Genomic DNA, 22,680 nt, shown 5'->3' with positions numbered 1-22,680 from the left:
GCCCTCCCCCGTGCTGCCGTTTCGTCCGTTGCCGACCATCAGTTCGCCGCCGCGCCGAAGGCGACCGCTGCGGCCGGGAAACCGCCCTCGCCGGCCCGCCACACGTGCTGCGGGGTCGCCGACCCGGCGGCCAGCGTCGACCACTCGATCGCGTAGACCGCCCGGTCGGAGTACGGGCTGGCCACGTGCAGGTGCGTCGGGCTGCCGGAGATCGACACCCCGATGAGTTCCTGGGCGACCGGCGTACCGGGCAGGGCGGTGGCACCACGCTCGACCGTGGCGTAGCCGCTGACCGGGTCCGCCGCCGCGCCGAACACCCGCACCACGCCGGCGTCGGCGGCCGGGCCGGTGTCCTCGCCGGGGGCACCGACGGCGAGCAGCAGGTTCTGCGCGGTCGCGGCCGATCCGGGGGCGAGGTTGACCAGGTGGACCCGTTCGCCGAAGTAGTCGCCCTCCTCGTCGCCGCTGGGGATGCCGACGATGTGCTGGGCCAGCACCGGCAGCTCGGTGAACCCGCTGTCGGTGATGTGGAACCGTTGGACGACGCCGGTGTCGGCGATGCCGGCCGCGCCGTACTCCTTGCCGGGCACGCCGACGGCAAGGAACGAGTCGGTGCCGCCGGCCGGAGCCCCGACCGCCCGGTACTCCACCATCGACAGTGACTTGCCGAAGGTGTCGTTGGCGGTCGAGGTGCCCCAGACGTTGGCCCGGTTCTGGTCGAGTACGGCGACCAGCGTCGGCCGGCCCGAGGTGAACTGGTGGCTGAAGACGTTGACGCCGCCGGCGAACACCTCGGTGCCGATCGCCTCGCCCGGGGCGCCGACCGCCAGATGGTGTGGTGAGGCGGCGACGGCGTACCCGGTCATGTCGTCGTTCTCCAGGTCCCCGACGATGCCGCCGCCGCCCTGGCTGAGCAGGATGTTCGCGGTGCCGCGCAGGTAGTGCACGACGCCGGTGTCCACGGCGGTGCCGACGTCCTCGCCGGGTGCGCCGATCAGCAGGTACGCCGCACCGGCGGCGGTGTGCCCGGCCGCGAGGGAGAAGCCGAACCAGTCGCCGGCCTCGGCGGTCTCCGGGAACGCCGCCTGGCTCTGGTGGTAGACCAGCGACGCCGGCCCGGTCGCGAGCCCGGTCGGCGAACCGAGCAGTACGTAGACGACTCCCACGTCGGCCTTGCCGTCCAGATCCTCGTACGGCACCCCGACCGCCAGGTCGGTGCAGCCGTCATGGTTGACGTCGTAGCTGGCCAACGCCGTACCGAACTGGTCGCCGGCCTCGGCTGCACCGGCCACCTGGGCATTGTTCTCGTGCAAGGTGTCGACGGTGCCGGTGCCGGCGTATCGCACGTGCACCTGGCCGGCCTTGGCCTGCCCGGCGACGGTCGCTTCCGGGTCGGCGATCGCAACGTCCGACACGCCGTCACCGTTGTAGTCGTTGGCGGCCCCGCCGACGCAGCCGTCGACCGGTGGCGCGGTCACGTAGACGGTCATCTCGCAGAAGCTGGACCAGACGGCGCTACCGGCGACTCCGTCGTTGGCGCGCACCCGCCACTGGTATCGGCCGCCGTCGAGGAACGCCCCGGCGGGTACGGTGACGCTCGCCGTCGCGCCGGAGGCGACGTTGGCGACGGTCTGGCCGCCGAGACGGGCCGAGGCACCGACCATCCACCATTCGAACTCGACCGACATCGCCGTACCGTCGCCGTCGGCGACGCTGGCCCGCAGCTGCGGGGTGAGCGTGTCGACCAGCGGTCGGCCCGAACCGGTGACGCAGGCGGTAACCGGCACCGTCGACCGGGCAGTCACCGTCGGCCACGCGTTGTAGGTGACCGACGCGTACGGCACATGGGCGGAGGTCGTGTGCTCCCGGGAGCGGAACTGCTTGAAGGTGGCGACGTCGGTTTCGTCGGTGGCTCGGATGCCCATGTGGGCCTGGCTCGCCCCCGCGGTCGCCGCCCGTTGGAAGAACGCGGTGCCGCTGATCGTCAACCAGCCGTCGTCGCAGCTGGCGTTGTAGCCCTTGGTCATCGTGGAGGTCGCCTCGTGGTGCAGCCACTGCGGCTGGTTCGTCCAGCGGGTCGCGGTGCTGGCCGCACCGGTGGACCAGACCTCCCAGGCCTTCGGCGTGCAGGAGTGCGACCACCAGTTCCAGAAGTAGACGGTCGCCGAGTTGATCTGCTTCCCGGCGAGCACCGCCGCGTTCCACGTGACGAACGACCGGGTGATCGTCGGCGGGCTGGTGGCGAGCAGCCCGATCTGCAGGTCGGTGGTGCCGCTCCGGTCGGTGGTGACGCCCTCCTGCACGTACCCGTCGAAGGTGGTCGACAGCGGGTTGACCGTCGGGTCGAGAGTCACCGGGTAGACGGTGTCGGGTGCGTCCAGCCAGTCGGTGTCGGGCCGCAACCGCAGGTCGACGCCGTCGGGGCGGGCGGTGACGGTGGTGTCGATCGGGGCGGTACGGGCCGGCGTACCGGCCGGGGTCGTCTGGGCGTCCCACATCGCCGGGGCCGGTACGGTGGCCAGGGTCACGCCGTCGGCACCGGTGAGGGTGACGCCGCCGAGTTCGTCGTGGGTGTGCCCGGCGATGCCCGGTCCGGTGAGGGCGAGGCTGACGTCGCGGACCCGGTCGGCCGCTGCCCGGTCGGCGACCACGAGCAGTTGTTCGAAGCCGATCCGGGTGGCCCGCACCACCAGGTCGACGTCCGGCAGCACGTCCCGGTAGGTGGCGACGGCCCCATCCAGCTGCGGCTCCGGCAGGACGCCGGTCCAGCTCATCGCGACCCGGGCGGCACCGTGGCCGACGGCGGCCAGTACGTGGGTGCCGGCCGGGCGGGCACCGGAGATCCGCAGGTCGTTCGGGTGCGCGGCGGGGGTGACCGTGCCGTCGGTGGCCCGCCGCAGGCGCAGGTCGACGGGCACCCAGCCGTCGTCCCGGCGGACCCGGACAACGTCGGCGGAGATCCGGGCCTCCAGTTGTCCGTCCGGTCGGGCCCAGACCTCGGTGGTCTCGGTGGTCTGGCCGTCGACGCGGACCGGTTCACCGCTGTCGCGGGCGGCCAGCAGGGCCCGGCCTTCCTCGGTGTGGTCGGCGGCGGCCAGCGCGTCGAACCGCCCCGGATCCTCGACGGAGACTGTGGCGGTCACGGCCAGCAGCACCGCCACCGCGGTGATGACCGCGGTCCGCCGTGGTGCGTGCCTGGACGCGCGCCATCGACCCACTGCCATTCGGTCCTCCCCCGTGCGAGACCTTGAAGCTGAGTGGACTGTGACGCTACGGGGCGGATACTTGACTGTCAATGAACATGTGAACGACGTTGCAGGTCAGCGCAACACTGGGTCACTAGAATCCACGGTGGATGTACGTGGTCGGGTCGGCAGCGCCGGGGCCGAACTCGTCGAAGTCCATGTTGGCCAGTGCCAGGTTGCCGTGCACGCTGAGGACCTGCTCCGGAAGCAGGCGGAACGGCTGACCTGCGGACGACTCCACTGCGTCGTCGTCATAATCCTCGTCGTCGTCGAGCTCGTCGTCATCGTCATCATCGAGCTCGTCGTCATCGTCGTCGACCTGGACGGCGAGCAGCGGCTGCTCACCACGCATGGTCACGGCGTCGGCGACAAAGAAGACCGGCAGGCCCTCGTCGGCCGCGACCGCCGCCCGGATCTCCTCGATCGTGGCGCCGTCGAAGGCAGGGTCGTCGACGATGGCCGCCGGGTTGATGCCGGTGGGGAAGTCCGGGTTGTCGTTGCACCGGCGCAGCACCTGCTGCCAGGCCGCCTCGTCGGAGAAGTCGGTGCGCACCACGCACGGCTCGAACTCCAGGTCGTCGGTGCGGACGATCAGCGGACGGGTGGGCACAGGTGGCTCCTTCAGAATCGACGGCGACGCCGGCAACAACGGTCACACCGCAAGCACGGCCCAGCGGACAGCACGGCCCAGCGGCGCGGGCCGACCTCGCGGCATCGTAGCGGGACCGCCCCGGCCGGCCGGGGCGGCGGCATCACCCCTGGATGATGTGTCGCAGGTGGACGTACGGGCGGCCGTCCGGGTCGTCGTCGACCTGGGCGTGTACGTCGTAGACCTCAGCGATCCGGGCCGGTGTCAGCACCTGCGCCGGTGGGCCGGCGGCCACCACCCGGCCAGCGTGCAACAGCACGATCTGATCGCAGAACCGGGCTGCCAGGTTGATGTCGTGCAGGGCCGCTATCACGGTCGTCGGTTCGGCCGCCAGCCGGTGCAGCAGCTCCAGCTGGTGGCGGATGTCCAGGTGGTTGGTGGGTTCGTCGAGCAGCAGCAGCCGAGGTTGCTGCAGCAGGGCCCGGGTGATGTCGACCCGCTGGCGTTCCCCGCCGGACAGCGACGACCAGCGGCGGTCGGCGAAGCCGGGCAGTCCGGCATCGGCCAGGGCCTGCTCGGCGGCGGCGACCTCGGCGGCCGTGGTCGCGGCGAGCAGCGGCCGGTGCGGGATCCGGGCCAGCAGCAGTACGTCGCGTACCGACATGTCCACGTCGGCCGCCGTGTGCTGACTGACCAGGGCCAACGTACGGGCCAGCGCCCGGCGTGGGACGGTCGTCGCGTCGACGCCGTCGAGCAGCACCCGCCCGGTGTCCGGCCGCTGCAGCCCGGCGAGCACCCGCAGCAGGCTGGACTTGCCGGAGCCGTTCGGGCCGAGCAGCCCGACGAGGGTGCCGGGGGCGGCGTCGAGGGTGACGTCGGCGAGCAGCGGCGTACCGCGTACCGCCCAGCTGATCTGCTCGGCGCGCAGTCTCATGCCGGCGCCTGCCGACGGCGGATGAGCAGCGCGAACGCCGGCACCCCGAGCAGGGCGGTGACCACCCCGACGGGCACCTCCTGCGGCGCGAAGACGGTCCGGGCGGCGGTGTCGGCCCAGATCAGGAAGGTGGCGCCGATGATCGCGCAGGTGGGCAGCAGGATCCGGTGCCGGGAGCCGACCAGGAACCGGGCGGCGTGCGGCACGGTCAACCCGACGAAGCCGATCGCGCCGCTGGCCGCGACGAGGACCGCCGCCAGCAGCGCCGTGGTGGTGAACAGGGCCGCCCGGACCTTCGCCGGGGCGAAGCCGAGGGACTGGGCGACGTCGGTGCCGTAGGTGAACGCGTCGAGCGCCGGGGTGGCGGCCCAGCAGATTCCGACCGCGACGGCGGTGACCGCGGCGGCCAGCGCCACCGACGGCCAGCTGGCCATGGTCAGCGAACCGAGCAGCCAGAAGGTGACGCCCCGGGTCTGCTGCGGTGAGGCGGCCGAGACGACGATCAGGCTGGTGACGGCGGCGAAGAGTTGGCCGACGGCGACCCCGGCGAGCAGGATCCGGGACGGTTCGGTCCAGCGCCGGCCGGCCATGGCCAGGGCGGCGGCGAACGCGGCGACGGCGCCGACGAACGCGCCGCCGGTGAGCGCGGCGGTGCCGACGCCGAGGCCGAAGACCAGCACCGACACCGCGCCGGTCGACGCCCCGGCGGAGATGCCCAGCAGGTACGGGTCGGCCAGCGGGTTGCGGGTCAACGCCTGCAGGACCGCGCCGCAGACCGCGAGGCCGCCGCCGACCAGGCCGGCGAGCAGGACCCTGGGGGTACGCAGGTTCCACACGATGCTGTCGGCCAGCGGCGGCAGCGGGGTGACCGGGAGTCCGAGGTGGGCGGCGTGGGTGCGGAACACGTCGGCGACGGTCAGGTCGGCGGTGCCGATCGTGGTGGCACCGGCGACACTGAGCGTCAACGCGATGAGGGCCAGCGCCAGCACCGGCCACCGGGTGCGGGCACCCCGTGCCGCCAGCACCCGGGGACGACTCACCCGTGGCGGCGCGATGGTCATCGGCGGGCGAAGACCACGTAGTCGTCGAGGTACTGCCAGACGGTGCCGACCTCGGCGAATCCGGCGGTACGCAGCGCGGCGAGGTGGAACTCCAGCGGGGCGTCGGGCTGCCGCGGCCGGTCGGCGAAGCGCCGCTGCCGCTCGGCGGTCAGCGCGGCGAGTGCGGGGACCTGCGCCGCCTCGGTGTGCCAGGTGTCGTAGCGCAGCGCTCCGGCGGCGAAGCCGGCAAGCTGGGTCTGCTCGTCGTGGCGCTGGGCGACGGCCTGGCGGGTCGGGGCGTCGGGGCCGTACCGCAGGTGGTCGGCGTTGAGCAGGATTCCGCCGGGGCGCAGCAGCCGGGCGGCGGCGGTGTAGACGGCGAGCAGTTGCGCCGGGGAGAGCCAGTGCAGGGCGGTGGAGCTGACCACCGCGTCGACGGTGTCGACGCCGAGCCGGTCGGCCCAGTCGTCGGCGACCAGGTCGAGGTCGCGTACGTCGGCGCGGTCGCCGTGGTCGGTGAGCGCGGCGGCGGCGATGCGCAGCAGCATCGGGTCGTAGTCGACGGCGACGCAGCGGGCGGCGGGCAGTTCGGTGAGCACCCGGTCGGTGAGGGCGCCGGGTCCGCAGGCCAGGTCGAGTACGGTCGCCGGCCGGTCGCCGAGGTGCAGGCGCAGCACGTCGCGCATCGCCTGGAATCGGTTCTCCCGGTGGGCGACGTACGCCTCCTGTTGGGTGTCCCACAGGTCGAGCAGTCGACGGGCGTCGGCCGGGGTGAGCTGGTCGGTCATCAGGTCGGTCATCGGGTTGCTTCCTCAGGAGTCGGTGAGCTGGGCGAGGCCGGCGGCGACCGCTTCGACGGCGGTGACGCTGCGTACGGACGGGTCCATCGACGATCCGGAGACGGTGATGAACCGGCCGGCCTTGACGGCGTCGAGTTCGGCGGTGGTCGGGTTGCTCCGCAGGTAGTCGATCTTCGCCTGGGCGCTGTCGCCGTCACCACCCCGGGTCAGGTCGGCCAGGACGATGACGTCGGGGTTGCGGGCGGCGATCTCCTCCCAGCTGCCGGCCGGCCAGGTCTGTTCGGCGTCACCGTAGGCGTTGGTGACGCCGAGCTGGGTGCTGATCGCGTCGGGCAGGCCGCCGGAGCCGGCGACGTACGGGGTGGCGGTGCCGGAGTAGTACCAGAGCAGGCTGGTGTCGGCCGGTGCGGTGGCTTCCGCGATGGCGGCGTCGAGCCGGCCGCGCTGGTCGGCGACGAGTGCCTCACCCCGCTCGGTGACGCCGAAGATGGTGGCGATCTCGGTGATCTCGGCGAAGATGCCGTCGAAGTCGACCGTGGTCTCGCCGGTGGCGGGGTCCTCGCAGGCGAAGCGGGACAGGTAGGCGGGCACGTCGAGGGCGGCCAGGTCGGCGCGCGGGCCGGCGGCCTCCGGGCCGTACGCGGAGGTGAAGGTGGAGTAGACGAAGTCGGGTGCGGCGTCGAGGACGGCTTCGCGGTTGGGGTAGAGGTCGGCGAGGACCGGTACGGCTGCGTAGTCGTCGGCGAGTTCGGGCAGCACCGGGTCGGTCTGGTAGCTGGTGCCGATCATGCTGTCGGCCAGGCCGAGGCTGAGCAGGATCTCGGTGGCGTTCTGCTCCATGGCGAGGGCCCGGCGCGGCGGTGCGGCGACGGTCAGCGTGGTGCCGCAGTTGGTGATCTCGACGGCGTCGGCCGCCGGGGTGGTGGCGGTGCCGGCGCTGTCGGTGGGGCTGTCGGTGGCGCAGCCGGCCAGGCCGACCGCCAGCACCACCGCCAGGCCAGCGGAAACGGTAACGGTTTTCATGTCGGCAAGCTAGCATGGTCGAACCGCAGGTCAACCCAGGGGTACGCAGGTCAGCCGGGGATCACACGCCGCGCGTTCCGCAGGTTGACGATCAACTCGTCCCGGTTCTGCTGCGCGTGCCGGAGCCAGGCGGGTTGGCCCGGACCACTGCGCCAGGACTCGGCCAGCGGGCTGTTGTCGACGGTGTCGAACCCGAACTGGTCGTACAGCCGGGTCACCAGCGCCACGGCCTCCGGGAAATCGCTCGACACCGACAGCGCCAGCCGGTCGGGGGCGCCCGACGGCCGGCCGGCGGCGAGCAGCCGGGGAGCCTGGATGTGGGTGAACGCCTTGGCGACCTTGGACGTCGGGAGCTGCTCCTGACGGAGTTCGTGGACCGTCTTCTCGCCGGAGTCGAGGACCGGAATGTTGCCGTCGCGCCAGACCATGTAGTTGTTGGTGTCCAGCACGATCTTGCCCGCGAGTTCCTCGACCGGCATGTCGTTGACGACCTTGAGCGGCACCGCCACGACGGCGAAGTCGCCGGCGGCTGCGGCCTGCGCGGCGGACGCCGCACGCGCCATCGGGCCGAGTTCGGCGACGAGGCCCGCCAGCGTCGCGGGCCCCGGGAGTTGGCGATGACGACCCGGTAGCCGACCGACACCGCCGCCCGCGCGATCTGGCTGCCGACCTCCCCGGCACCGATGATCCCGATCGTCGCTCCCACCGTCTGCGTCCGCGGTCGGTCAGCCACTGTCTCTCTCCTGCTCATTACCAGCTCAACGGACCGGACTCGTCGTGGAAGGTCCCGGTGGGACCGTCGGCGTCGAGGGTGGCCCAGTGCACGATGACCCGGGCACTGTCCGCCGCCGGCCGTCCGCCGGGCATGGCGGCCGTCATGTCGGTGGCGGTGAAGCCGGGCTCGACCGCGTTGAACCTGACGCCCGGCTCGGCCTTGGCGTACTGAACGGTGAGCATGGTGGCCGCCGCCTTGGACGCCGCGTACAGCGCCGCCGGGATACCGAACTCCGGACGCTGCGGATTGGTCACCGCCCAGAAGGAACCCATGCTGCTCGACACCGTGACCACCGTGGCGTTCTCGGACTTGCGCAGCAGCGGCAGCGCCGCCTCGGTGACGCGGTAGATTCCGACCACGTTGGTGTCGAACACCCGCAGGGCCGCCGGCCCGTCGACGGCGTCGAGTCCGAGGACGCCCGCGTTGTTCACCAGAATGTCGAGGCGGCCCTCGGCCGTGGCGACCACCGCCAGGGCTTCGCGGACCGATGCGTCGTCGGTGACGTCGAGTTGCACGAACCGCGCACCCAGCGTCGCGGCGGCCTGCTCGCCCCGCTCGACGTCGCGGGCGCCCAGGTAGACGGTGTGGCCCAACTCGAGAAGCTGCCGGGCGGTCTCGAAGCCCAGACCCTTGTTGGCGCCGGTGACCAGTGCGACTGACATTTGTCTCCTCCCAGCGGTGGCGGGCCGGTCCCCCGCCTTTTTGTACTGATCGGTCGGGAGGAACCGTAGCAGATTCTGTACCGATCGGTTGGTGAGCCAGGTCACGATCTGTACCGAGCGGTAGGGTGGGGCCATGGGCACTGGGACGCACCCCGCCGGCCGACCGCGCGCCTTCGACGAGGAGGCCGTCCTCGACCGGGCCACGGAGGCGTTCTGGCGGTACGGCTACGAAGGCGCCTCGCTGAGCACCCTCACCGCCGCGATGGGCATCAACCGGCCGAGCCTGTACGCCGCGTTCGGCAGCAAGGAGCAGCTGTTCCAGCGCACCCTCGCCCGCTACCAGGAAGCTCAGCTGGCCACCGTGCGCACCGCGCTCGACCAGCCCACCGCGTACGCCGCGATAGAAGCGTTCCTGCGCGCCAGCGCCGACGGCCTCACCGCCGACAGCCACCCGGCCGGCTGTTTCTCCGTCCAGGGTGGCCTGAGCTGCTCGCCGGAGAACACCCGGATCACCGAGATGCTGGCCGCCGGCCGGGCCGCCACCGAAGCCGCCGTCGCGCAACGGCTGTCCCGCGCGGCCGAGGACGGCGACCTGCCCGAGGGTGTGGACGCCCGGGCGCTGGCCCGGTTCGTGATGGCGCTCAGCGAGGGCCACGCCGTGCAGGCGGCGGCCGGTGCCAGCCGCGAGCAACTGCAGGCGTCCGTCGACATCGCGCTGCGCGCCGTCGCCGGGCCACCAGCACGCTGACCGGCGGCTCCACCGAGAAGCCCAGGTGCGTCAACCGGCGACGAACCGGACCCGCAGCAGCGTCGGCCAGTACTTGCCGGTGATGAGGAACTCGTCGGAGTCGGGCACGGCGGCGATGCCGTTGAGCACGTCCGCACCGGCCCGTTCGGCGTCACTGAGCAGCCCGGTGGCATCCACCTGCCCGGTCACCGCGCCGGAGCCCGGATCGATCCGGACGATCTCGTCGGTCTGCCAGACGTTCGCCCAGACCACGCCGTCGACGCACTCCAGCTCGTTGATCTGCGTCAACGGCGTACCGGCCCGGGTCACCGACACCGACCCGGTCTCGGCGAAGCTCGCCGGATCCCGGAAGGTCAGCTTGTCGGTGCCGTCGCTCATGATCAGCCGGTCGGCGGCGGTGTCGTGGCAGATACCCCACCCCTCACCGGCGTAGTCGACCCGACGCCGCTCGGCCAGGGTCACCGGATCCCGCTCGTAGGCGACCCCCTCCCGCCAGGTGATCTGCCAGACCCGCGAGCCTGCCACCGTGATGCCCTCACCGAAGTCACCCACCGGCAGGTCGACCGACCGACGTACCTCACCGGTGTCGAGGTCGACGACCCGCAGCTCGGACTCGCCGTACTGGCCGGTGCCCTCGTAGAGGTCGCCGTCGTGCAGCTCCAGCCCCTGGGTGAAGGCCGCCGGGTCGTGCGGATACCGCTCCAGCACCTCGACCCGCAGGGGCTCCACGGACTCCGACACCGACTCCGGGGCCGCGTCGCGGACGGCCGGTGCCGCCGCTGGGTCGGACGTCGCCGCGCATCCGGCGACCAGCAGCCCGGCGACCAGCAGCGCGGGGAGTACCGCCAGCGGGACCATCCGACGTGACCGCACGCCACCACCTCCACCTCGGCCGACGACCCACCTGCCGGGTGTCGTCGTCGACCAGTCTCCCGCATCGTCGGCGGTGGCTGCCGACGTCGACGCGCCGCGAGTCACATCTCGATGACGTACTTCGAGCGGGGATGCTCGGCAGCGAAGACCCGCATCGCCTCGGCGGCGTCGGCCAGGGGAAACGTCCGCTCCACCGGCGGCACGATCCGGTGGGCCTCGATCAGCTCGGTGACCTCACGCAGCGACCGCTGGTCCGCCACGGCCAGGTAGCCCGCCAGTCGTTGACCGACGAACGGCGACCAGGCGAGCGCCCGCGCCAGCCGGGGCAGCGGACCGAGCCACCGCCCGCCCGCACCACTGCACAGGATCAATGTCCCGCGCGGGGTCAACGCCCGACGACAGTCTGCCAACCGGTGCCGGCCGGCCACGTCGAGGATCAGGTCCCACTGCCGGCCGGAGCGGGTGAAGTCCTGCCGGGTGTAGTCGATCACGTCGGATGCGCCGAGCCCGCGCACCAGCTCCACGTTGCGGGTCCGGCAGACGCCTGTCACCTCGGCGCCGAGCGCCGTCGCCAACAGTACGGCGAACGTGCCCACACCGCCGGAGGCACCGTTGACCAGCACCCGTTGACCGGGCTGGAGCCGGCCGTGCCGGTGCAACCCCTGCCAGGCGGTGACCCCGGCCAACGGCACCGTCGCCGCCTGCGTGACCGTGAGGTGGGCCGGCCGGTGCCAGGCCCGACCGGCGGGTACGGCGGCGTACTCGGCGAAGCTGCCGGTCTCGATCTCGGCGTACACGGCGTCACCGGGGCGGAAATCGGTCACCGCCGCGCCGACCGCGACCACCTCCCCGGCGACGTCGCGACCACGGACCGCCGACTTCGGGCGGGTCAGGCCCAGAGCCAGTCGACCGATGTACGGCTCACCGGTCATCAGCCGCAGGTCGGCATCATTGATCGAGGCGGCCCGGACCCGTACCAGCAGCTCGGAGTCGGTGATCGACGGACGCGGCAGCTGTCGCACGGACAGCACCTCGGCGGACCCGTAGCGGTCCTGGGTGAGAGCCCGCATCGTGGCGGCAAGCTGGTCCGTGCCCTCGGTGCTGCTCCCGGTGCTCATTCGACGGTCCGCAGGATCTGCTCGATGGTGTTGGTCCGGGAGCGCAGCTCGGCCAGGTCGGCGGCCACCCGCTGCTGGGCGTCGAGGGAGTTCGCGGCGAGCTGCTCGTAGCGCTGGACGAGTTGGCGCATCGTCTCCTCCTGTCCGGCCAGGACCCGGGTCTTGCGGAACTCGTGCAGGGTGGCCATGACCGCGATGATCAGCACGACCCCGAGGGCGAGCACCCCGAGGACGAGAATGGTGCCCGGCCAGGTGGTGGGTTCGGCGGCCTGCGCCGCGTGGACGTACATCAGGATTTCTCCTTGCGCGCGGGACCCGGTGCGGACGGGTCCGGTTCGGTGAGGGTCGCCGCGGCTGCGGCCAGGGTCGTCGGCGTCAACCGCAGGTCGACGTCGACGACCTCGTAGTACTTCATCGCCTTGCCGTCGGCGGAGAGCTCGAGGCTGCCGACGATCAGGCCGGCGGCCTCCAGCCGCTGCAGGTGCATGTGCAGCAGCGGCCGGCTGATGCCGATCTCCCGGGAGAGATGGCTGACGTAGTCACGGCCGGCGGCGAGCCGACCGATGATCCGCAGCCGTAGCGGGTGGGCCAGCGCCGCCAGCTTCTCGACCAGGTCGTCGCCGGAGGGCGCTGCCGATGTCATCGCTCTCCTTCACGTGTCAGAACATTCTTACACGTGAAAGAGTAGCAGACCTCAGCTGGTACGGGAGTGGATCAGCACCTCGATGCCGTCCAGGACGCGGTCGAGGGCGAACCGCAGTTCGTCGTGTTCGCCGCCCGGCCCGTCGAAGACCCCGCTGGCGACGACCTCGCTCATCGCCGGGAACCGACGCTCGTCGATCAGGCGGGACAACCGGCCGCCATAGTCGACCATGTTGCCGGCGGCGGGGCCCCGGGAGACCTCGGCCAGCTGCAACGCCAGGATCATCTCGCCCCGCACCAGGTTGGCGACCAGCAGGACCACGGCGAGTTTCTCTCCCGGCTCCAGGCCGGTGCCGGCGAGCCGCTGGAGCGCGTTGTCCGCCCAGGCCACCGCGTTCGGCGTGATCGGCGGGCCACTCACCGGGACCTGCACGGTCCACGGATCCCGCTGGTAGATCTCCACGACCGCCCAGGCCCAGCGGTCCAGGCCGGACCGCCAGTCCTCGTCCGGCGCGATCGGCGGCGGATCACCGTAGACGGCGTCCACCATCAGGTCGACCAACTCGTGCTTTGCCGACACGTAGCGGTAGAGCGACATCGTGGCCGCGCCGAGCTCCTTGGCGACCCGGCTCATCGACACCGCGCCGATGCCCTCGGCACGCGCCACCGCGACCCCGGCGGCCACCACCCGGGCCAACGTCAACGCCGGTCGGGGCCCCTTCTGCGCACGGTCCCGCAGACCCCAGGCGACCTCGATGCTCGCCGGCAGGCCGGTCGGAGTGTCCGTCATCAGTCCGCCACCTTCCACAGGTACCCACAGGTTTTCCACACCTTTGTCCACAGGACACGTCCGGTTGACTGCGTATAACGTACGCATTAGCGTATGCCATACGCAGAACCTCTCCGGACCTCGGGAGCATGACATGGCCGACGACATGGCGGTGCGCACGACCGCCCTCACCAAGGCGTACGGCAGACAGCCGGTGCTGACCGGCGTCGACCTCGCCGTACCCGCCGGCAGCATCTACGCCCTGCTCGGGCCGAACGGTGCCGGCAAGACCACGACCGTACGGATCCTGGCCACCCTGCTGCGCCCGGACGGCGGTCAGGCCCGGGTGGCCGGCCACGACGTGGTCCGGCAACGTCGGGCGGTACGGCGGACGATCAGCCTCACCGGGCAGCACGCCGCCATCGACACCCTGCAGACCGGTGTCGAGAACCTGCGGATGCTGGGCCGCCTCGCCGGGCTGTCCCGCACCGACGCCCGCCACCGGGCCGCCGCACTCATCGACCGGTTCGACCTGGTCGACGCCGGCGACCGCCGGGTCGGCACCTACTCCGGCGGGATGCTGCGCCGGCTCGACCTCGCCGCCGGACTCGTCGGGTCACCGTCGGTGATATTCCTCGACGAGCCGACCACCGGCCTCGACCCGCGCAGCCGCGCCGACCTGTGGCGGGTGATCGGCGAACTCGCCACCGCCGGCGCCACCGTACTGCTCACCACCCAGTACCTGGAGGAGGCCGACCAGCTCGCCGACCGGATCGGCGTCCTGGACGGCGGCCGGATCGTCGCCGAGGGCACCTCGGACGAGCTGAAGCGGCGGGTCGGCGGCCAGCGGCTCGACCTGACCGCCGCCGACCGGGCCGCGTTCGGGCAACTCGTCCTGCGGGCCGGCGACCGGGCCGGGCCGGTGGACCCGGACCGGCTGCTGGTCAGCGTGCCGACCGATGGCAGCGCCGGACACGTCCGGGCGCTGCTCGACGACCTCGACCCCGGCCGCGACGTCGTCGCCCGCTTCGCCGTACACGCCGCCAGCCTCGACGACGTCTTCCTCACCCTCACCGGAAGCGAGCCCGCCCATGTCTGACGTCGCCGTGATGTCCCGGCGCAGTCTGCGGATCAGCCTGCGCAACGTCGACGGGCTGATCACCGCCCTGATGCTGCCGGTCATGCTGATGCTGCTGTTCGTCTACCTGTTCGGCGGCGCGATCCAGACCGGCACCCGGTACGTCACCTACGTCGTGCCGGGCGTGATCCTGCTCTGCGCCGCGTACGGCGCGTCGATGACCGCCGTGGCGGTGGCCAGCGACATGGCCGAAGGGGTCATCGACCGGTTCCGGTCGATGGACGTGGCCGGCGCGGCGATCCTCGCCGGCCACGTCACCGCCAGCAGCGCCCGCAACCTCGCCTCCGCCGGCCTGGTGCTCGCCGTGGCCTACCTGATCGGTTTCCGGCCGAGCGCCGGACCGGTGCAGTGGCTCGCCGCCGGCGGCGTACTGCTCGCCTTCATCGTCGCCCTCTCCTGGCTGTCCGCGGCCGTCGGGCTGCTCGCCAGGTCCGCCGAGGCAGCCAGCGGCTTCACCTTCTTCGTGCTGTTCCTGCCCTACCCGAGCAGCGCCTTCGTCCCGATCGACACCATGCCGAGCTGGCTGCACGGCTTCGCCGAACACCAACCCGCCACCCCGGTCATCGAAACCCTGCGTGGGCTGCTGCTGGACCAGCCGGTCGCGGACAGCGTCGGACCGGCGCTGGCCTGGTGCGCGGGGATCGCCGCCGCGTCGATGCTCGCCGCCGGCTGGCTGTTCCGGTCCCGTACCGGCCGCTGAAGCGGGCCGCGCGGCCGACGGACCGCCCGGTGACGTCAGGGCTGTGACGTCAGGGGCTGTGACGTCACGGACGGTCACCGTCCGGCAGACAGGTACGCGTTCAGCGGATATTCCTGTGAGGAATAATTATTCCTCACAGGAATACTGGTCTACGGCAGTACGTGTCCGCCAGGTTCCGGTCCACCGCAGTACGTGTCCGCCAGGTTCGGCCGCGCGACGGCAGAGGTGGGCCCGCGCCGCCTAAGGTGAACCGGTGACGAGTATCTCCTGGACCGAGTCGTACCTCGGTCAGCTGCGGGCGTTGGCCGGCGACCGTACGTTGATGTTCGTCGGCGCCCGCTGCGTGGTCCGCGACGCCCACGACCGGGTCCTGCTGATCCAGCGCTCCGACAACGGGCTGTGGGCGCTGCCGGCCGGTGCGATGGAGCTCGGTGAGTCGATCGCCGGCTGCGCCGCCCGCGAGGTCTTCGAGGAGACCGGGCTGCGGGCAGCCGGCGTGACCCCGTTCGCCATGCACACCGGCGTCGACTACACCTTCACCAACATGTTCGGCGACACGTACCAGCTCTTCGTGACCTGCTTCCGGGTCGACGGTTTCAGCGGCGAGCTGTTGACCAGCACCGACGAGACCACCGACGCCGGCTTCTTCGACCCCGACGCGCTGCCGACGCCGCTGGCCGGCACCGTCGGCGAGACCCTGACCGACCTGGCCGCCTTCGAACACTCCGGCCAGCTCGTCCTCAAGTAGGTCAGCCGGCCAGGTCGGCGGGGGTCGTCGACTCCTCCAGCTCGCCGCGCAGCTCCCGGTCCGGCAGCACCAGGGTGATCAGCACCGCGACCAGCCCGACCAGCCCGGTCACCAGGAACACGGTGTGCAGCGACTCGACGAAGGCGTACTGGATGGCCTCCCGGACCGGGTCGGGCAGCGCCAGGATCGCCGACGGCTGGTCGATCGAGATCTCGGTGCCGCCGGCAGCGGCCACCGACGCCGCCTGCTCCGGCGGCAGCTGGGCGACCGCGCCCGGCATCCGGTCGGCCAGCTCCCCGGTCAACCGGGCGTTGAGCACCGCGCCCAGGATCGCCACGCCGAACGAGCCGCCCAACGACCGGAAGAAGGTCACCGCCGAGGTACCGGCCCCCAGGTCCCGCAGCGGGATCGCGTTCTGTACGGCGAGCACCAGCGACTGCATCGACAGTCCCAGCCCGACACCGATGATCACCATCATCAGGAACGCCAGCCACAGTGAGGTGTCCACCTCCAACCGGGTGAACAGCAGTCCGCCGAGGACCAGCGAGACCGAGCCGGCCACCGGGAACCACTTGTAGCGCCCGTACCGGGTCATCGCCCGGCCCGCGACCACCGAGGTGACGATGATGCCCGCCATCATCGGCAGCATCAGCAGACCGCTGGCGGTCGGCGAGGCGCCCTTGACGATCTGCAGGTACAGCGGGATGAAGATGATCGAGCCGAACATCACCAGGCCGAGCACGAAGCCGGCGGCGGTGGCCAGCGCGACGGTCCGTTCCCGGAACAGCCCCAGCGGCAGGATCGGCTCGGCGACCCGGGACTCCTGCATCAGGAACAGGACGGCGAGCACGGCACCGGCGACGAACAGCCCGATGATCAGCGGGGAGCTCCACGGGTACTCGCCGCCGCCCCAGCTCAACGCCAGCAGGATCGAGCTGACCCCGGCGACGAGCAGGGTCGCGCCGAGCCAGTCGATCGCGTGGTCGCGCCGCTTGAACGGGATCAGCCGCATCACGTACCAGCAGATCACCATCGCGACGATCGCCAACGGCACGTTGATGTAGAAGATCCACCGCCAGTTGGTCTCGGCGAAGTAGCCGCCGACCAGTGGGCCGGCCACCGACGACAGGCCGAACACCGCACCGAACAGCCCCTGGTAGCGGCCCCGCTCACGGGGCGAGACCACGTCGGAGATGATGGTGAACGCCAGCGTCATCAGGCCGCCGGCGCCGATGCCCTGGATACCCCGGGTGACGATCAGCTGGGTCATGTCCTGGGACATGCCGGCCAGCAGCGAGCCCAGCAGGAACGTGCCGATGGAGAACAGGAACACCGGGCGGCGGCCGAGCAGGTCGGCGGTCTTGCCGTACAGCGGGGTGGAGGCCGTCGACGCCAGCAGGTACGCGGTCACCACCCACGAGTAGTGGTTGATGCCGCCGAGTTCGCCGACGATCGTCGGCAACGCCACGCCGACGATGGTCTGGTCCAGCGCGGCCAGCAGCATGCCGGTCATCAGGCTGCCCATCAGCAGCATGATCTGCCGGTTGTTGAGGGCGGGCGCGACCCGGTCCTCGGTGGTTGTCACGGCTTCTCCTCTTCCACCCGCGGACACCGGTCCGCCGGATCGGTCCCCCCGTAGCGGGCGTTGATCGTCTCGTTCAGCCGGGTGAGCAGGTGTTTGAACTCGCTCATCTCGTCCGGGGTCCAGTCGGCCAGCAACTCGCGCATCGCGTTCACCCAGACGGCCCGGTTGCGGGTGAAGACCTCCTGGCCGAGCGCCGTCGGGGCGATCACGCTGGCCCGCCGGTCGGTCGGATCGGGGGTACGGGTGGCCAGGCCGGCGGCCTCCAGGGCGGCCACCTGGCGGCTGACCGTGGACAGGTCCAACGCCATGTCCTCGGCGAGCACGCTGAGTCGCGCCGGCCGGTCACCGGCGACCCGCACCAGCAGGGTGTACGCCGCCCGCTCCAACGGCGGGTCGAAGCGCAACCGTTGGTAGAACATGTGCACCGCGCGGTGGAAGACGCCGAACTGCTTGCCCAGGGCGATCAGTTCGGCGTCGGATCCGCTCAGTGGGTCGGCCTGCGTCGCCACCTGCACCCCATCCGATAGTTGCTTGCTACAAGCATTCTGTCACGTCGGCAGCGGATGGCGAGCCGATTTCCTGTGATCCCGGACAACACCGGGCAGGTTTGGCCGGCACCGACCGGGGCACCCGCAGCGCATGGGGCCCTCGTCCACCGACCCACGGCAGCTGGCCGGCATCGTCGACCGCTGGGCCGGCCGGCCCGTCCTCGTCGTCGGCGACGCGATGCTCGACGAATGGCGCTTCGCCACCTCCACCCGGCTGTGCCGGGAGGCACCCGCCCCGGTGCTCACCCTCGACCACCGGCAGATCGCCGCCGGCGGCGCCGCCAACACCGCCGTCAACCTGGCCGCCCTCGGTGCCCGGCCGCTGCTGGTCGCCCCGATCGGCGTCGACCCGATCGGCGACCAGGTGGCCCGCTGCCTGCACCAGGCCGGCGTCCAGGACCGGATGATCGCCCAACCCGGAGCCCGTACCCCGGTGAAACGCCGGCTGATCGCCGCCGACCAGATCCTGCTGCGCGAGGACGAAGGCGACCTGGGCGGTACGCGGCCCGCCGCCGCCACCGAACGGCTGCTCGCCGCGATCGCCGCCAGCACCGAACAGATCCGCCTCGGCCCCGCCACCGGCCCGGCCGGACCCGACCGCCCCGACCTGGTCATCTGCGACTACGGACTCGGCGGCCTGGCGGAGCCGGTCCGGCGCTGGCTGATCGACAACCGGCACTGGTACGGCACCGTCGCCCTCGACGCCCACGACCTGCGCCAGTGGGCCGGACTGCGGCCCACCGTGATCACCCCCAGCATCGCCGAGGCAGCCCTGGCCGTCGGGTACGCCGTACCGGACCGCCGCCGCGCCGACGCGGCCCGGTCGCTGCTGGCCCGGCTGCGGGCCGCCACCGGCGCCGAGGTGGTCGCGGTGACCCTCGACGTCGACGGCGCGGTCGTCGACGACGGCCACGGCGCGGCGCACCACAGCCCGACCACGCCGGTCCCGGCCAGCCGGGCCGTCGGCGCCGGCGACGCCTACCTGGCCACCCTCACCCTCGCCGTCGCCGTCGGTGCCGCCGGCCCGGCCGCCGCCGAACTGGCCCAACGCGCCGCCGCGCTCACCGTCCGCGACACCGGCACCTGCGTCTGCCACCGGGAAACCCTGCTCGCCACCCTCACCGACGCCGGCACCGCCCCGGCCGACCTCGTCGACCAGGTCCGCACCGCCCGCGCCGCCGGCGCCCGGATCGTCTTCACCAACGGCTGCTTCGACGTCCTGCACCGCGGCCACGTCACCTACCTGGCCGAGGCCGCCGCCCTCGGCGACCTGCTGATCGTCGCCGTCAACTCCGACGACAGCGTCCGCCGGCTGAAGGGGCCCGACCGGCCGGTCAACCCGGTCGAGGACCGGGTCGCCGTCCTGACCGCGCTGACCTGCGTCGACCACGTCGTGACCTTCGAGGAGGACTCACCGGCGGCACTGATCGAACGAATCCGGCCCGACGTGTACGTCAAGGGCGGCGACTACCCGCCGGAGATGGTGCCCGAAGCGCCGCTGGTCCGCCGGCTCGGCGGCGAGGTGCACATCCTCGGCTACGTCGCCGACCGCTCCACCTCGGCGATCATCGACAAGATCCGAGCCGAGAACGTCGACGTACGGGGCGGCGCATGAACCGGCCGCTGTCCCCCGGCGACCCGGCAGAGTTCCGCCGCAACCGGCTGCTCGACGTACTGATCCCGACCCGCAACCGACCCGCCGAGCTCGCCACCACGCTCGCCGGGCTGGCCGCCCAGGAGCTGCCGGCGGAGTTCGGCGTCGTGGTCAGCGACCAGTCCGACGATGGGCCGGCGTGGGCGCAACCCGCCCCCGCGAGCATGGTCCGGGCGCTGCGGCACACCGGTCACCCGGTGCTGCTCACCCGCCGGCTGCCCCGACGCGGGCTGGCCGAACACCGGGCGTACCTGCTCAGCCTCTCCACCGCCCGGCTGACGCTGCTGCTCGACGACGACGTCTGGCTGGCCCCCGGCACCGTGGACCGGCTGGTCACCGCGCTGCGCGAGCTGCGCTGCGGCTTCGTCGGCAACGCCGTACACGGATTGTCGTACCTGGACGACGTACGGCCGCAGGACCACGACGCCTACGTCGAGTGGGACGGCCGGCCGGAGCCGGAACGGATCCTGCCCGGCACCCCGCAGTGGCAGCGGGCCCGGCTGCACTCCGCCGCCAACCTGCTGCACGTCACCGAACGGCTGCGGCTGCGCGCCGACGAGTGGCGGGCGTACCGGATCTCCTGGATCGGCGGCTGCGTGCTGTTCGACCGGGCCAAGCTGGTCGCCGCCGGCGGCTTCGACTTCTGGCGGCAGATGCCCCCCGACCACCAGGGCGAGGACGTCGCCGCCCAGCTCGCGGTGCTGCGCCGCTACGGCGGCGCCGGCATCGTGCCCAGCGGCGCCTACCACCTCGAATCGCCGACGACCGTCACCGAACGGCGGGTCGAGTGCTGGCAACTGCTGCTCGACGACGCCGGCGACGCCGGCGAGGCCGACGAGCGGCAGCAGCGACGACACCAGGAGGTACAGCGATGACGGTACGGCTGGTCCGGCCGACCACCACGATCTGGCAGTGGGACGTGGCGGTGCTGCGTACCCTCGTCGAGACCCTGCCCGCCGGTGAGGCCGCGCTGCTGGTCGACGCCTTGCCGCCGCTGCTGGCGGTCGCCGCCCGGCCCGACGCCCACGCCGGCCCTGACGACCGGGGCGACCCGGGCAGCGACCCGAGCGACCAGGGCGAGTTGGTCCGCCGGGTCCGGCGACGCACCGCGACCTACGACCTCGACGACGACGCGGTACGCGAGGAGATCCGCGCCGCGCTGGGCCGCGTCGCCGGCCACTGCCCGGCCGGGCTGCTCTACCGGGTGCAGCTACCGCTGCCCGACGACGTCCGTGCCCTGTTCCCGCAGCCGGTCCGGGTGCACGCCGTCGGCACCGGTTAACTCGGCGACCGCCTCCAGCACCTCGGCCACCGGCACGTCGACGACGAACGACTCCTGATGCCCGCAGCTCGGCCCGCCGCCCCGGGCCGGGAAACCGACCCGGCTGACGTCCTGCCCGCACACCGGACAGTGGATCGTGAACGCGGCCAGCGGCCGGTGTCGGCCACGCAGCGGCGGGGCGCCGTTGAGCAGGTTGCCGATCCAGTAGATGCCGACCGTCGGGGTGCCGACGGCCGCCGCCAGGTGCAGCGGGCCGGTGTCGTTGGCGACCAGGACGGCGCTGCCGGCGAGCAGCCCGGCCAGCCCGCCCAGGCTCAGCGCGTCGACCACCGTACGCACGGGTCGGGTCGCCGCCGCCGCGACCTGCTCGACCACCGCCCGTTCCGGCCCGGTACCGGTCACCAGCACCTCGAACCCCCGGTCGACGCAGATGTCGGCGACCGCCGCGAACCGCTCGGCCGGCCAGCGCCGCCGGGGGTCGCTCGCCCCCGGGTGCAGCACCACCCGGGGCCGCCGGGCCGGCCCGAGAACCTCGTCGGCCTCTTCCCGGTCGGTCTCGGTCACCGGCACCCGGGGCAGCATCGTCACCGGCGCGGCCCCGAGCAGCCCCGCCACCTCCAGGTAGCGGAACACCTCCGGCTGGTAGTAGACGTAGCGGATCCAGCGGTCCAACGGCGGGGCGTCGACCGCCCGCAACCCGGCCGTCAGCCGCGCGCCCAACGCCGTGACCAGCGGGTTGCTGTTGCGTCCGCCGCCGTGCAGCTGCACCGCCAGGTCGAACCGCTCGCGGCGGGCCCGCTGCACGAACTGCGCCATCGTCGTCGGCTCGTCGTCGGTCGTGGCGGCCCGGATCCCGTCGGCGGCGGGCACCACCAGCACCCGGTCGACCGGGCCGGGCCGGTCGGCCACCGCTCGGGCGTCCAGCCACCGGGCGTGCCACGGGGCACCGAGCAGCACCAGCTCCGCCTGCGGGTACGCCGCCCGCAACGCGGTCAACGCCGGTACGGCGAAAATGAAGTCACCGAGCGCGTTGGCCCGCAGTACGGCGATCCGCCGCACGTCGGGCACCAGCCCGGGATGCTCCAGTAGCAGCGGCGCTGCGGACGGACCGGGCGGCACGGCGTGCGGACCGGGCGGCACGGCGTCGGTCATCGGGCGGTGCTGGCCTGCTGGCGCTGCATGGACGCCTCGCCGACGTGCGGATGATGCATCTCCCGGTCGGCGGCCGGGTCGACCTCGTCGGCGGCGATCGCGTCGGCTTCAGCGGCGCCGATCGCGTCGGCGTCGGTGGCGATCCGCACCTGCTTCGCGCCGCCACTGGCCCGGGCGGCGGCCGAGCCGGCGGTCGGCTGCTGGTACTGCGGTCGACCGACGGTGATCGACCGGCGCCCGCCCGGCTCGGCCCGGGGCATCGTGACGGTCAGCAGGCCGTGGTCCATCACCGCGTCCATCCGTCGGACGTCGACCCCGCTGGGCAGGCGCAGGCGGTACTCGAAGCCGCGCTCGGTCGAACCGGTGTCCGGCATCCCGTTGTCGATGTTGACTTCCTGCTCCGATCGCGCCCGCACACACAGGTCGGCGCCGTCGACCTCGACGGCGACCTCCTCCGGGGCGACGCCGGCCAGTCGGGCGACCACCCGCCAGCCGTCGTGGGTGTCCTGCAGTTCCATCTCGGGCGGGCCCGCGTCACCGCCGAGGGCGCGGTTCAGCTCCGACCAGAGCGACTGCAGATTGCCGATCGGATCCCAGCCACGGTCCTGCATCTGGTCGCGGGGTTGACTCATCCGGCACCTCCCGTACGGCCCGC

The 22,680-nt window shown here is 72.4% G+C and carries 23 protein-coding genes and 1 pseudogene; 7 read left to right on the top strand and 17 right to left on the bottom strand.

The genetic code is table 11. The features are described 5' to 3' along the window. Nucleotides 1–38 precede the first annotated feature (38 nt). The 8 genes and pseudogenes from ACN28F_RS18295 to ACN28F_RS18260 form a co-directional block, all read right to left on the bottom strand. Nucleotides 39–3,224 (bottom strand): hypothetical protein, encoded by a 3,186-nt coding sequence (locus tag ACN28F_RS18295; RefSeq protein WP_421358839.1) that lies wholly within the window; start codon nucleotides 3,222–3,224, stop codon nucleotides 39–41. A 115-nt stretch (nucleotides 3,225–3,339) separates the two neighbouring features. Further along, the gene (locus tag ACN28F_RS18290) at nucleotides 3,340–3,855 is read right to left on the bottom strand and encodes a DUF6924 domain-containing protein (RefSeq protein ID WP_289209136.1); all 516 of its coding nucleotides are present in this window, start codon (nucleotides 3,853–3,855) and stop codon (nucleotides 3,340–3,342) included. A 142-nt stretch (nucleotides 3,856–3,997) separates the two neighbouring features. Further along, nucleotides 3,998–4,768, bottom strand: a complete 771-nt coding sequence (locus ACN28F_RS18285) for an ABC transporter ATP-binding protein (protein WP_421358837.1) — start codon at nucleotides 4,766–4,768, stop codon at nucleotides 3,998–4,000. Next, nucleotides 4,765–5,808, bottom strand: coding sequence for a FecCD family ABC transporter permease (locus ACN28F_RS18280; protein ID WP_421358835.1), 1,044 nt, complete (start codon nucleotides 5,806–5,808; stop codon nucleotides 4,765–4,767). The genes ACN28F_RS18285 and ACN28F_RS18280 overlap by 4 nt, the downstream gene beginning before the upstream one ends. A gap of 17 nt (nucleotides 5,809–5,825) precedes the next feature. Then, nucleotides 5,826–6,608 carry a class I SAM-dependent methyltransferase gene (locus tag ACN28F_RS18275; protein ID WP_421358833.1) on the bottom strand — a complete coding sequence of 261 codons (783 nt, stop codon included), beginning with the start codon at nucleotides 6,606–6,608 and terminating at the stop codon, nucleotides 5,826–5,828. Between the two features lie 12 nt (nucleotides 6,609–6,620). After that, on the bottom strand, nucleotides 6,621–7,631 hold the full coding sequence (locus ACN28F_RS18270) for an ABC transporter substrate-binding protein (protein WP_421358831.1): 1,011 nt from the start codon (nucleotides 7,629–7,631) through the stop codon (nucleotides 6,621–6,623). Between the two features lie 50 nt (nucleotides 7,632–7,681). Beyond that, nucleotides 7,682–8,382 (bottom strand): annotated as a pseudogene (locus tag ACN28F_RS18265) (NADPH-dependent F420 reductase). Continuing rightward, the gene (locus ACN28F_RS18260; protein ID WP_421358829.1) at nucleotides 8,382–9,068 is read right to left on the bottom strand and encodes an SDR family NAD(P)-dependent oxidoreductase; all 687 of its coding nucleotides are present in this window, start codon (nucleotides 9,066–9,068) and stop codon (nucleotides 8,382–8,384) included. The pseudogene ACN28F_RS18265 and the gene ACN28F_RS18260 overlap by 1 nt, the downstream one beginning before the upstream one ends. Nucleotides 9,069–9,201: 133 nt before the next feature. Here ACN28F_RS18260 and ACN28F_RS18255 point away from each other — a divergent pair, with 133 nt between their 5' ends. Next, nucleotides 9,202–9,816, top strand: coding sequence for a TetR/AcrR family transcriptional regulator (locus ACN28F_RS18255; protein WP_421358828.1), 615 nt, complete (start codon nucleotides 9,202–9,204; stop codon nucleotides 9,814–9,816). Between the two features lie 30 nt (nucleotides 9,817–9,846). On the opposite strand, the gene ACN28F_RS18250 is transcribed toward ACN28F_RS18255, so the two are convergent. The 5 genes from ACN28F_RS18250 to ACN28F_RS18230 all read right to left on the bottom strand — a co-directional run bounded on the left by ACN28F_RS18250 (nucleotide 9,847) and on the right by ACN28F_RS18230 (nucleotide 13,239). Further along, entirely contained in the window at nucleotides 9,847–10,689 is an 843-nt protein-coding gene (locus ACN28F_RS18250) for a glutaminyl-peptide cyclotransferase (RefSeq protein ID WP_421358826.1), read from the bottom strand. 101 nt (nucleotides 10,690–10,790) lie between these two features. Then, nucleotides 10,791–11,759: an NAD(P)-dependent alcohol dehydrogenase gene (locus ACN28F_RS18245; RefSeq protein ID WP_421361442.1), complete on the bottom strand. Its 969-nt coding sequence runs from the start codon at nucleotides 11,757–11,759 to the stop codon at nucleotides 10,791–10,793. Nucleotides 11,760–11,803: 44 nt separating this feature from the next. Continuing rightward, a complete protein-coding gene (locus ACN28F_RS18240) occupies nucleotides 11,804–12,097 on the bottom strand; it encodes a hypothetical protein (protein ID WP_289209127.1) in 294 nt (97 codons plus the stop codon). Then, entirely contained in the window at nucleotides 12,097–12,450 is a 354-nt protein-coding gene (locus tag ACN28F_RS18235) for an ArsR/SmtB family transcription factor (protein ID WP_289209126.1), read from the bottom strand. The genes ACN28F_RS18240 and ACN28F_RS18235 overlap by 1 nt, the downstream gene beginning before the upstream one ends. A 51-nt stretch (nucleotides 12,451–12,501) precedes the next feature. Continuing rightward, nucleotides 12,502–13,239, bottom strand: a complete 738-nt coding sequence (locus tag ACN28F_RS18230) for a TetR/AcrR family transcriptional regulator C-terminal domain-containing protein (RefSeq protein WP_289209125.1) — start codon at nucleotides 13,237–13,239, stop codon at nucleotides 12,502–12,504. Nucleotides 13,240–13,372: 133 nt separating this feature from the next. Between ACN28F_RS18230 and ACN28F_RS18225 the strand changes: the two genes are divergently transcribed. The 3 genes from ACN28F_RS18225 to ACN28F_RS18215 all read left to right on the top strand — a co-directional run bounded on the left by ACN28F_RS18225 (nucleotide 13,373) and on the right by ACN28F_RS18215 (nucleotide 15,804). Beyond that, on the top strand, nucleotides 13,373–14,317 hold the full coding sequence (locus ACN28F_RS18225) for an ATP-binding cassette domain-containing protein (protein ID WP_421358824.1): 945 nt from the start codon (nucleotides 13,373–13,375) through the stop codon (nucleotides 14,315–14,317). Further along, nucleotides 14,310–15,056 (top strand): ABC transporter permease, encoded by a 747-nt coding sequence (locus tag ACN28F_RS18220; RefSeq protein WP_421358822.1) that lies wholly within the window; start codon nucleotides 14,310–14,312, stop codon nucleotides 15,054–15,056. Before ACN28F_RS18225 ends, ACN28F_RS18220 begins: the two co-directional genes overlap by 8 nt. A 322-nt stretch (nucleotides 15,057–15,378) precedes the next feature. Continuing rightward, a complete protein-coding gene (locus ACN28F_RS18215; protein WP_289210806.1) occupies nucleotides 15,379–15,804 on the top strand; it encodes an NUDIX domain-containing protein in 426 nt (141 codons plus the stop codon). A gap of 1 nt (nucleotide 15,805) precedes the next feature. On the opposite strand, the gene ACN28F_RS18210 is transcribed toward ACN28F_RS18215, so the two are convergent. Continuing rightward, complete coding sequence (locus ACN28F_RS18210) at nucleotides 15,806–17,389, bottom strand: MDR family MFS transporter (protein WP_289209122.1); 1,584 nt, start codon at nucleotides 17,387–17,389, stop codon at nucleotides 15,806–15,808. Then, nucleotides 17,386–17,898: a MarR family winged helix-turn-helix transcriptional regulator gene (locus tag ACN28F_RS18205; protein WP_289209121.1), complete on the bottom strand. Its 513-nt coding sequence runs from the start codon at nucleotides 17,896–17,898 to the stop codon at nucleotides 17,386–17,388. Before ACN28F_RS18205 ends, ACN28F_RS18210 begins: the two co-directional genes overlap by 4 nt. Nucleotides 17,899–18,028: 130 nt before the next feature. Between ACN28F_RS18205 and rfaE2 the strand changes: the two genes are divergently transcribed. From rfaE2 to ACN28F_RS18190, 3 genes are read left to right on the top strand one after another with little or no spacing between them, the layout of a single operon-like run. Then, nucleotides 18,029–19,552 (top strand): D-glycero-beta-D-manno-heptose 1-phosphate adenylyltransferase, encoded by a 1,524-nt coding sequence (gene rfaE2 / locus ACN28F_RS18200; RefSeq protein WP_421358819.1) that lies wholly within the window; start codon nucleotides 18,029–18,031, stop codon nucleotides 19,550–19,552. After that, nucleotides 19,549–20,466 carry a glycosyltransferase family A protein gene (locus ACN28F_RS18195; RefSeq protein ID WP_289209119.1) on the top strand — a complete coding sequence of 306 codons (918 nt, stop codon included), beginning with the start codon at nucleotides 19,549–19,551 and terminating at the stop codon, nucleotides 20,464–20,466. Before rfaE2 ends, ACN28F_RS18195 begins: the two co-directional genes overlap by 4 nt. Beyond that, entirely contained in the window at nucleotides 20,463–20,873 is a 411-nt protein-coding gene (locus tag ACN28F_RS18190; RefSeq protein WP_289209118.1) for a DUF2267 domain-containing protein, read from the top strand. Before ACN28F_RS18195 ends, ACN28F_RS18190 begins: the two co-directional genes overlap by 4 nt. Here ACN28F_RS18190 and ACN28F_RS18185 read toward each other — a convergent pair. Then, on the bottom strand, nucleotides 20,802–22,025 hold the full coding sequence (locus ACN28F_RS18185; RefSeq protein ID WP_421358817.1) for a glycosyltransferase family 9 protein: 1,224 nt from the start codon (nucleotides 22,023–22,025) through the stop codon (nucleotides 20,802–20,804). The genes ACN28F_RS18190 and ACN28F_RS18185 overlap by 72 nt on opposite strands. Beyond that, on the bottom strand, nucleotides 22,022–22,657 hold the full coding sequence (locus ACN28F_RS18180; RefSeq protein WP_289209116.1) for an Hsp20/alpha crystallin family protein: 636 nt from the start codon (nucleotides 22,655–22,657) through the stop codon (nucleotides 22,022–22,024). The genes ACN28F_RS18185 and ACN28F_RS18180 overlap by 4 nt, the downstream gene beginning before the upstream one ends. Nucleotides 22,658–22,680 lie beyond the last annotated feature (23 nt).

This window comes from Solwaraspora sp. WMMA2101, from assembly GCF_049179175.1.
Taxonomy (GTDB): domain Bacteria; phylum Actinomycetota; class Actinomycetes; order Mycobacteriales; family Micromonosporaceae; genus Micromonospora_E.
The sequence above is the reverse complement of the archived record's forward strand: the minus strand, read 5'-3'. Positions and strand labels throughout refer to the sequence as shown.

Coding starts and splice junctions, on each gene's coding strand:
- ACN28F_RS18220 (WP_421358822.1), top strand. CDS start 14,310: ATGTCTGACGTCGCCGTGATGTCCCGGCGCAGTCTGCGGATCAGCCTG.
- ACN28F_RS18215 (WP_289210806.1), top strand. CDS start 15,379: ATGTTCGTCGGCGCCCGCTGCGTGGTCCGCGACGCCCACGACCGGGTC.
- ACN28F_RS18275 (WP_421358833.1), bottom strand. CDS start 6,608: ATGACCGACCTGATGACCGACCAGCTCACCCCGGCCGACGCCCGTCGA.
- ACN28F_RS18185 (WP_421358817.1), bottom strand. CDS start 22,025: ATGACCGACGCCGTGCCGCCCGGTCCGCACGCCGTGCCGCCCGGTCCG.
- ACN28F_RS18180 (WP_289209116.1), bottom strand. CDS start 22,657: ATGAGTCAACCCCGCGACCAGATGCAGGACCGTGGCTGGGATCCGATC.
- ACN28F_RS18225 (WP_421358824.1), top strand. CDS start 13,373: ATGGCCGACGACATGGCGGTGCGCACGACCGCCCTCACCAAGGCGTAC.
- ACN28F_RS18255 (WP_421358828.1), top strand. CDS start 9,202: ATGGGCACTGGGACGCACCCCGCCGGCCGACCGCGCGCCTTCGACGAG.
- ACN28F_RS18295 (WP_421358839.1), bottom strand. CDS start 3,224: ATGGCAGTGGGTCGATGGCGCGCGTCCAGGCACGCACCACGGCGGACC.
- ACN28F_RS18240 (WP_289209127.1), bottom strand. CDS start 12,097: ATGTACGTCCACGCGGCGCAGGCCGCCGAACCCACCACCTGGCCGGGC.
- ACN28F_RS18285 (WP_421358837.1), bottom strand. CDS start 4,768: ATGAGACTGCGCGCCGAGCAGATCAGCTGGGCGGTACGCGGTACGCCG.
- rfaE2 (WP_421358819.1), top strand. CDS start 18,029: ATGGGGCCCTCGTCCACCGACCCACGGCAGCTGGCCGGCATCGTCGAC.
- ACN28F_RS18270 (WP_421358831.1), bottom strand. CDS start 7,631: ATGAAAACCGTTACCGTTTCCGCTGGCCTGGCGGTGGTGCTGGCGGTC.
- ACN28F_RS18260 (WP_421358829.1), bottom strand. CDS start 9,068: ATGTCAGTCGCACTGGTCACCGGCGCCAACAAGGGTCTGGGCTTCGAG.
- ACN28F_RS18245 (WP_421361442.1), bottom strand. CDS start 11,759: ATGCGGGCTCTCACCCAGGACCGCTACGGGTCCGCCGAGGTGCTGTCC.
- ACN28F_RS18230 (WP_289209125.1), bottom strand. CDS start 13,239: ATGACGGACACTCCGACCGGCCTGCCGGCGAGCATCGAGGTCGCCTGG.
- ACN28F_RS18235 (WP_289209126.1), bottom strand. CDS start 12,450: ATGACATCGGCAGCGCCCTCCGGCGACGACCTGGTCGAGAAGCTGGCG.
- ACN28F_RS18195 (WP_289209119.1), top strand. CDS start 19,549: ATGAACCGGCCGCTGTCCCCCGGCGACCCGGCAGAGTTCCGCCGCAAC.
- ACN28F_RS18190 (WP_289209118.1), top strand. CDS start 20,463: ATGACGGTACGGCTGGTCCGGCCGACCACCACGATCTGGCAGTGGGAC.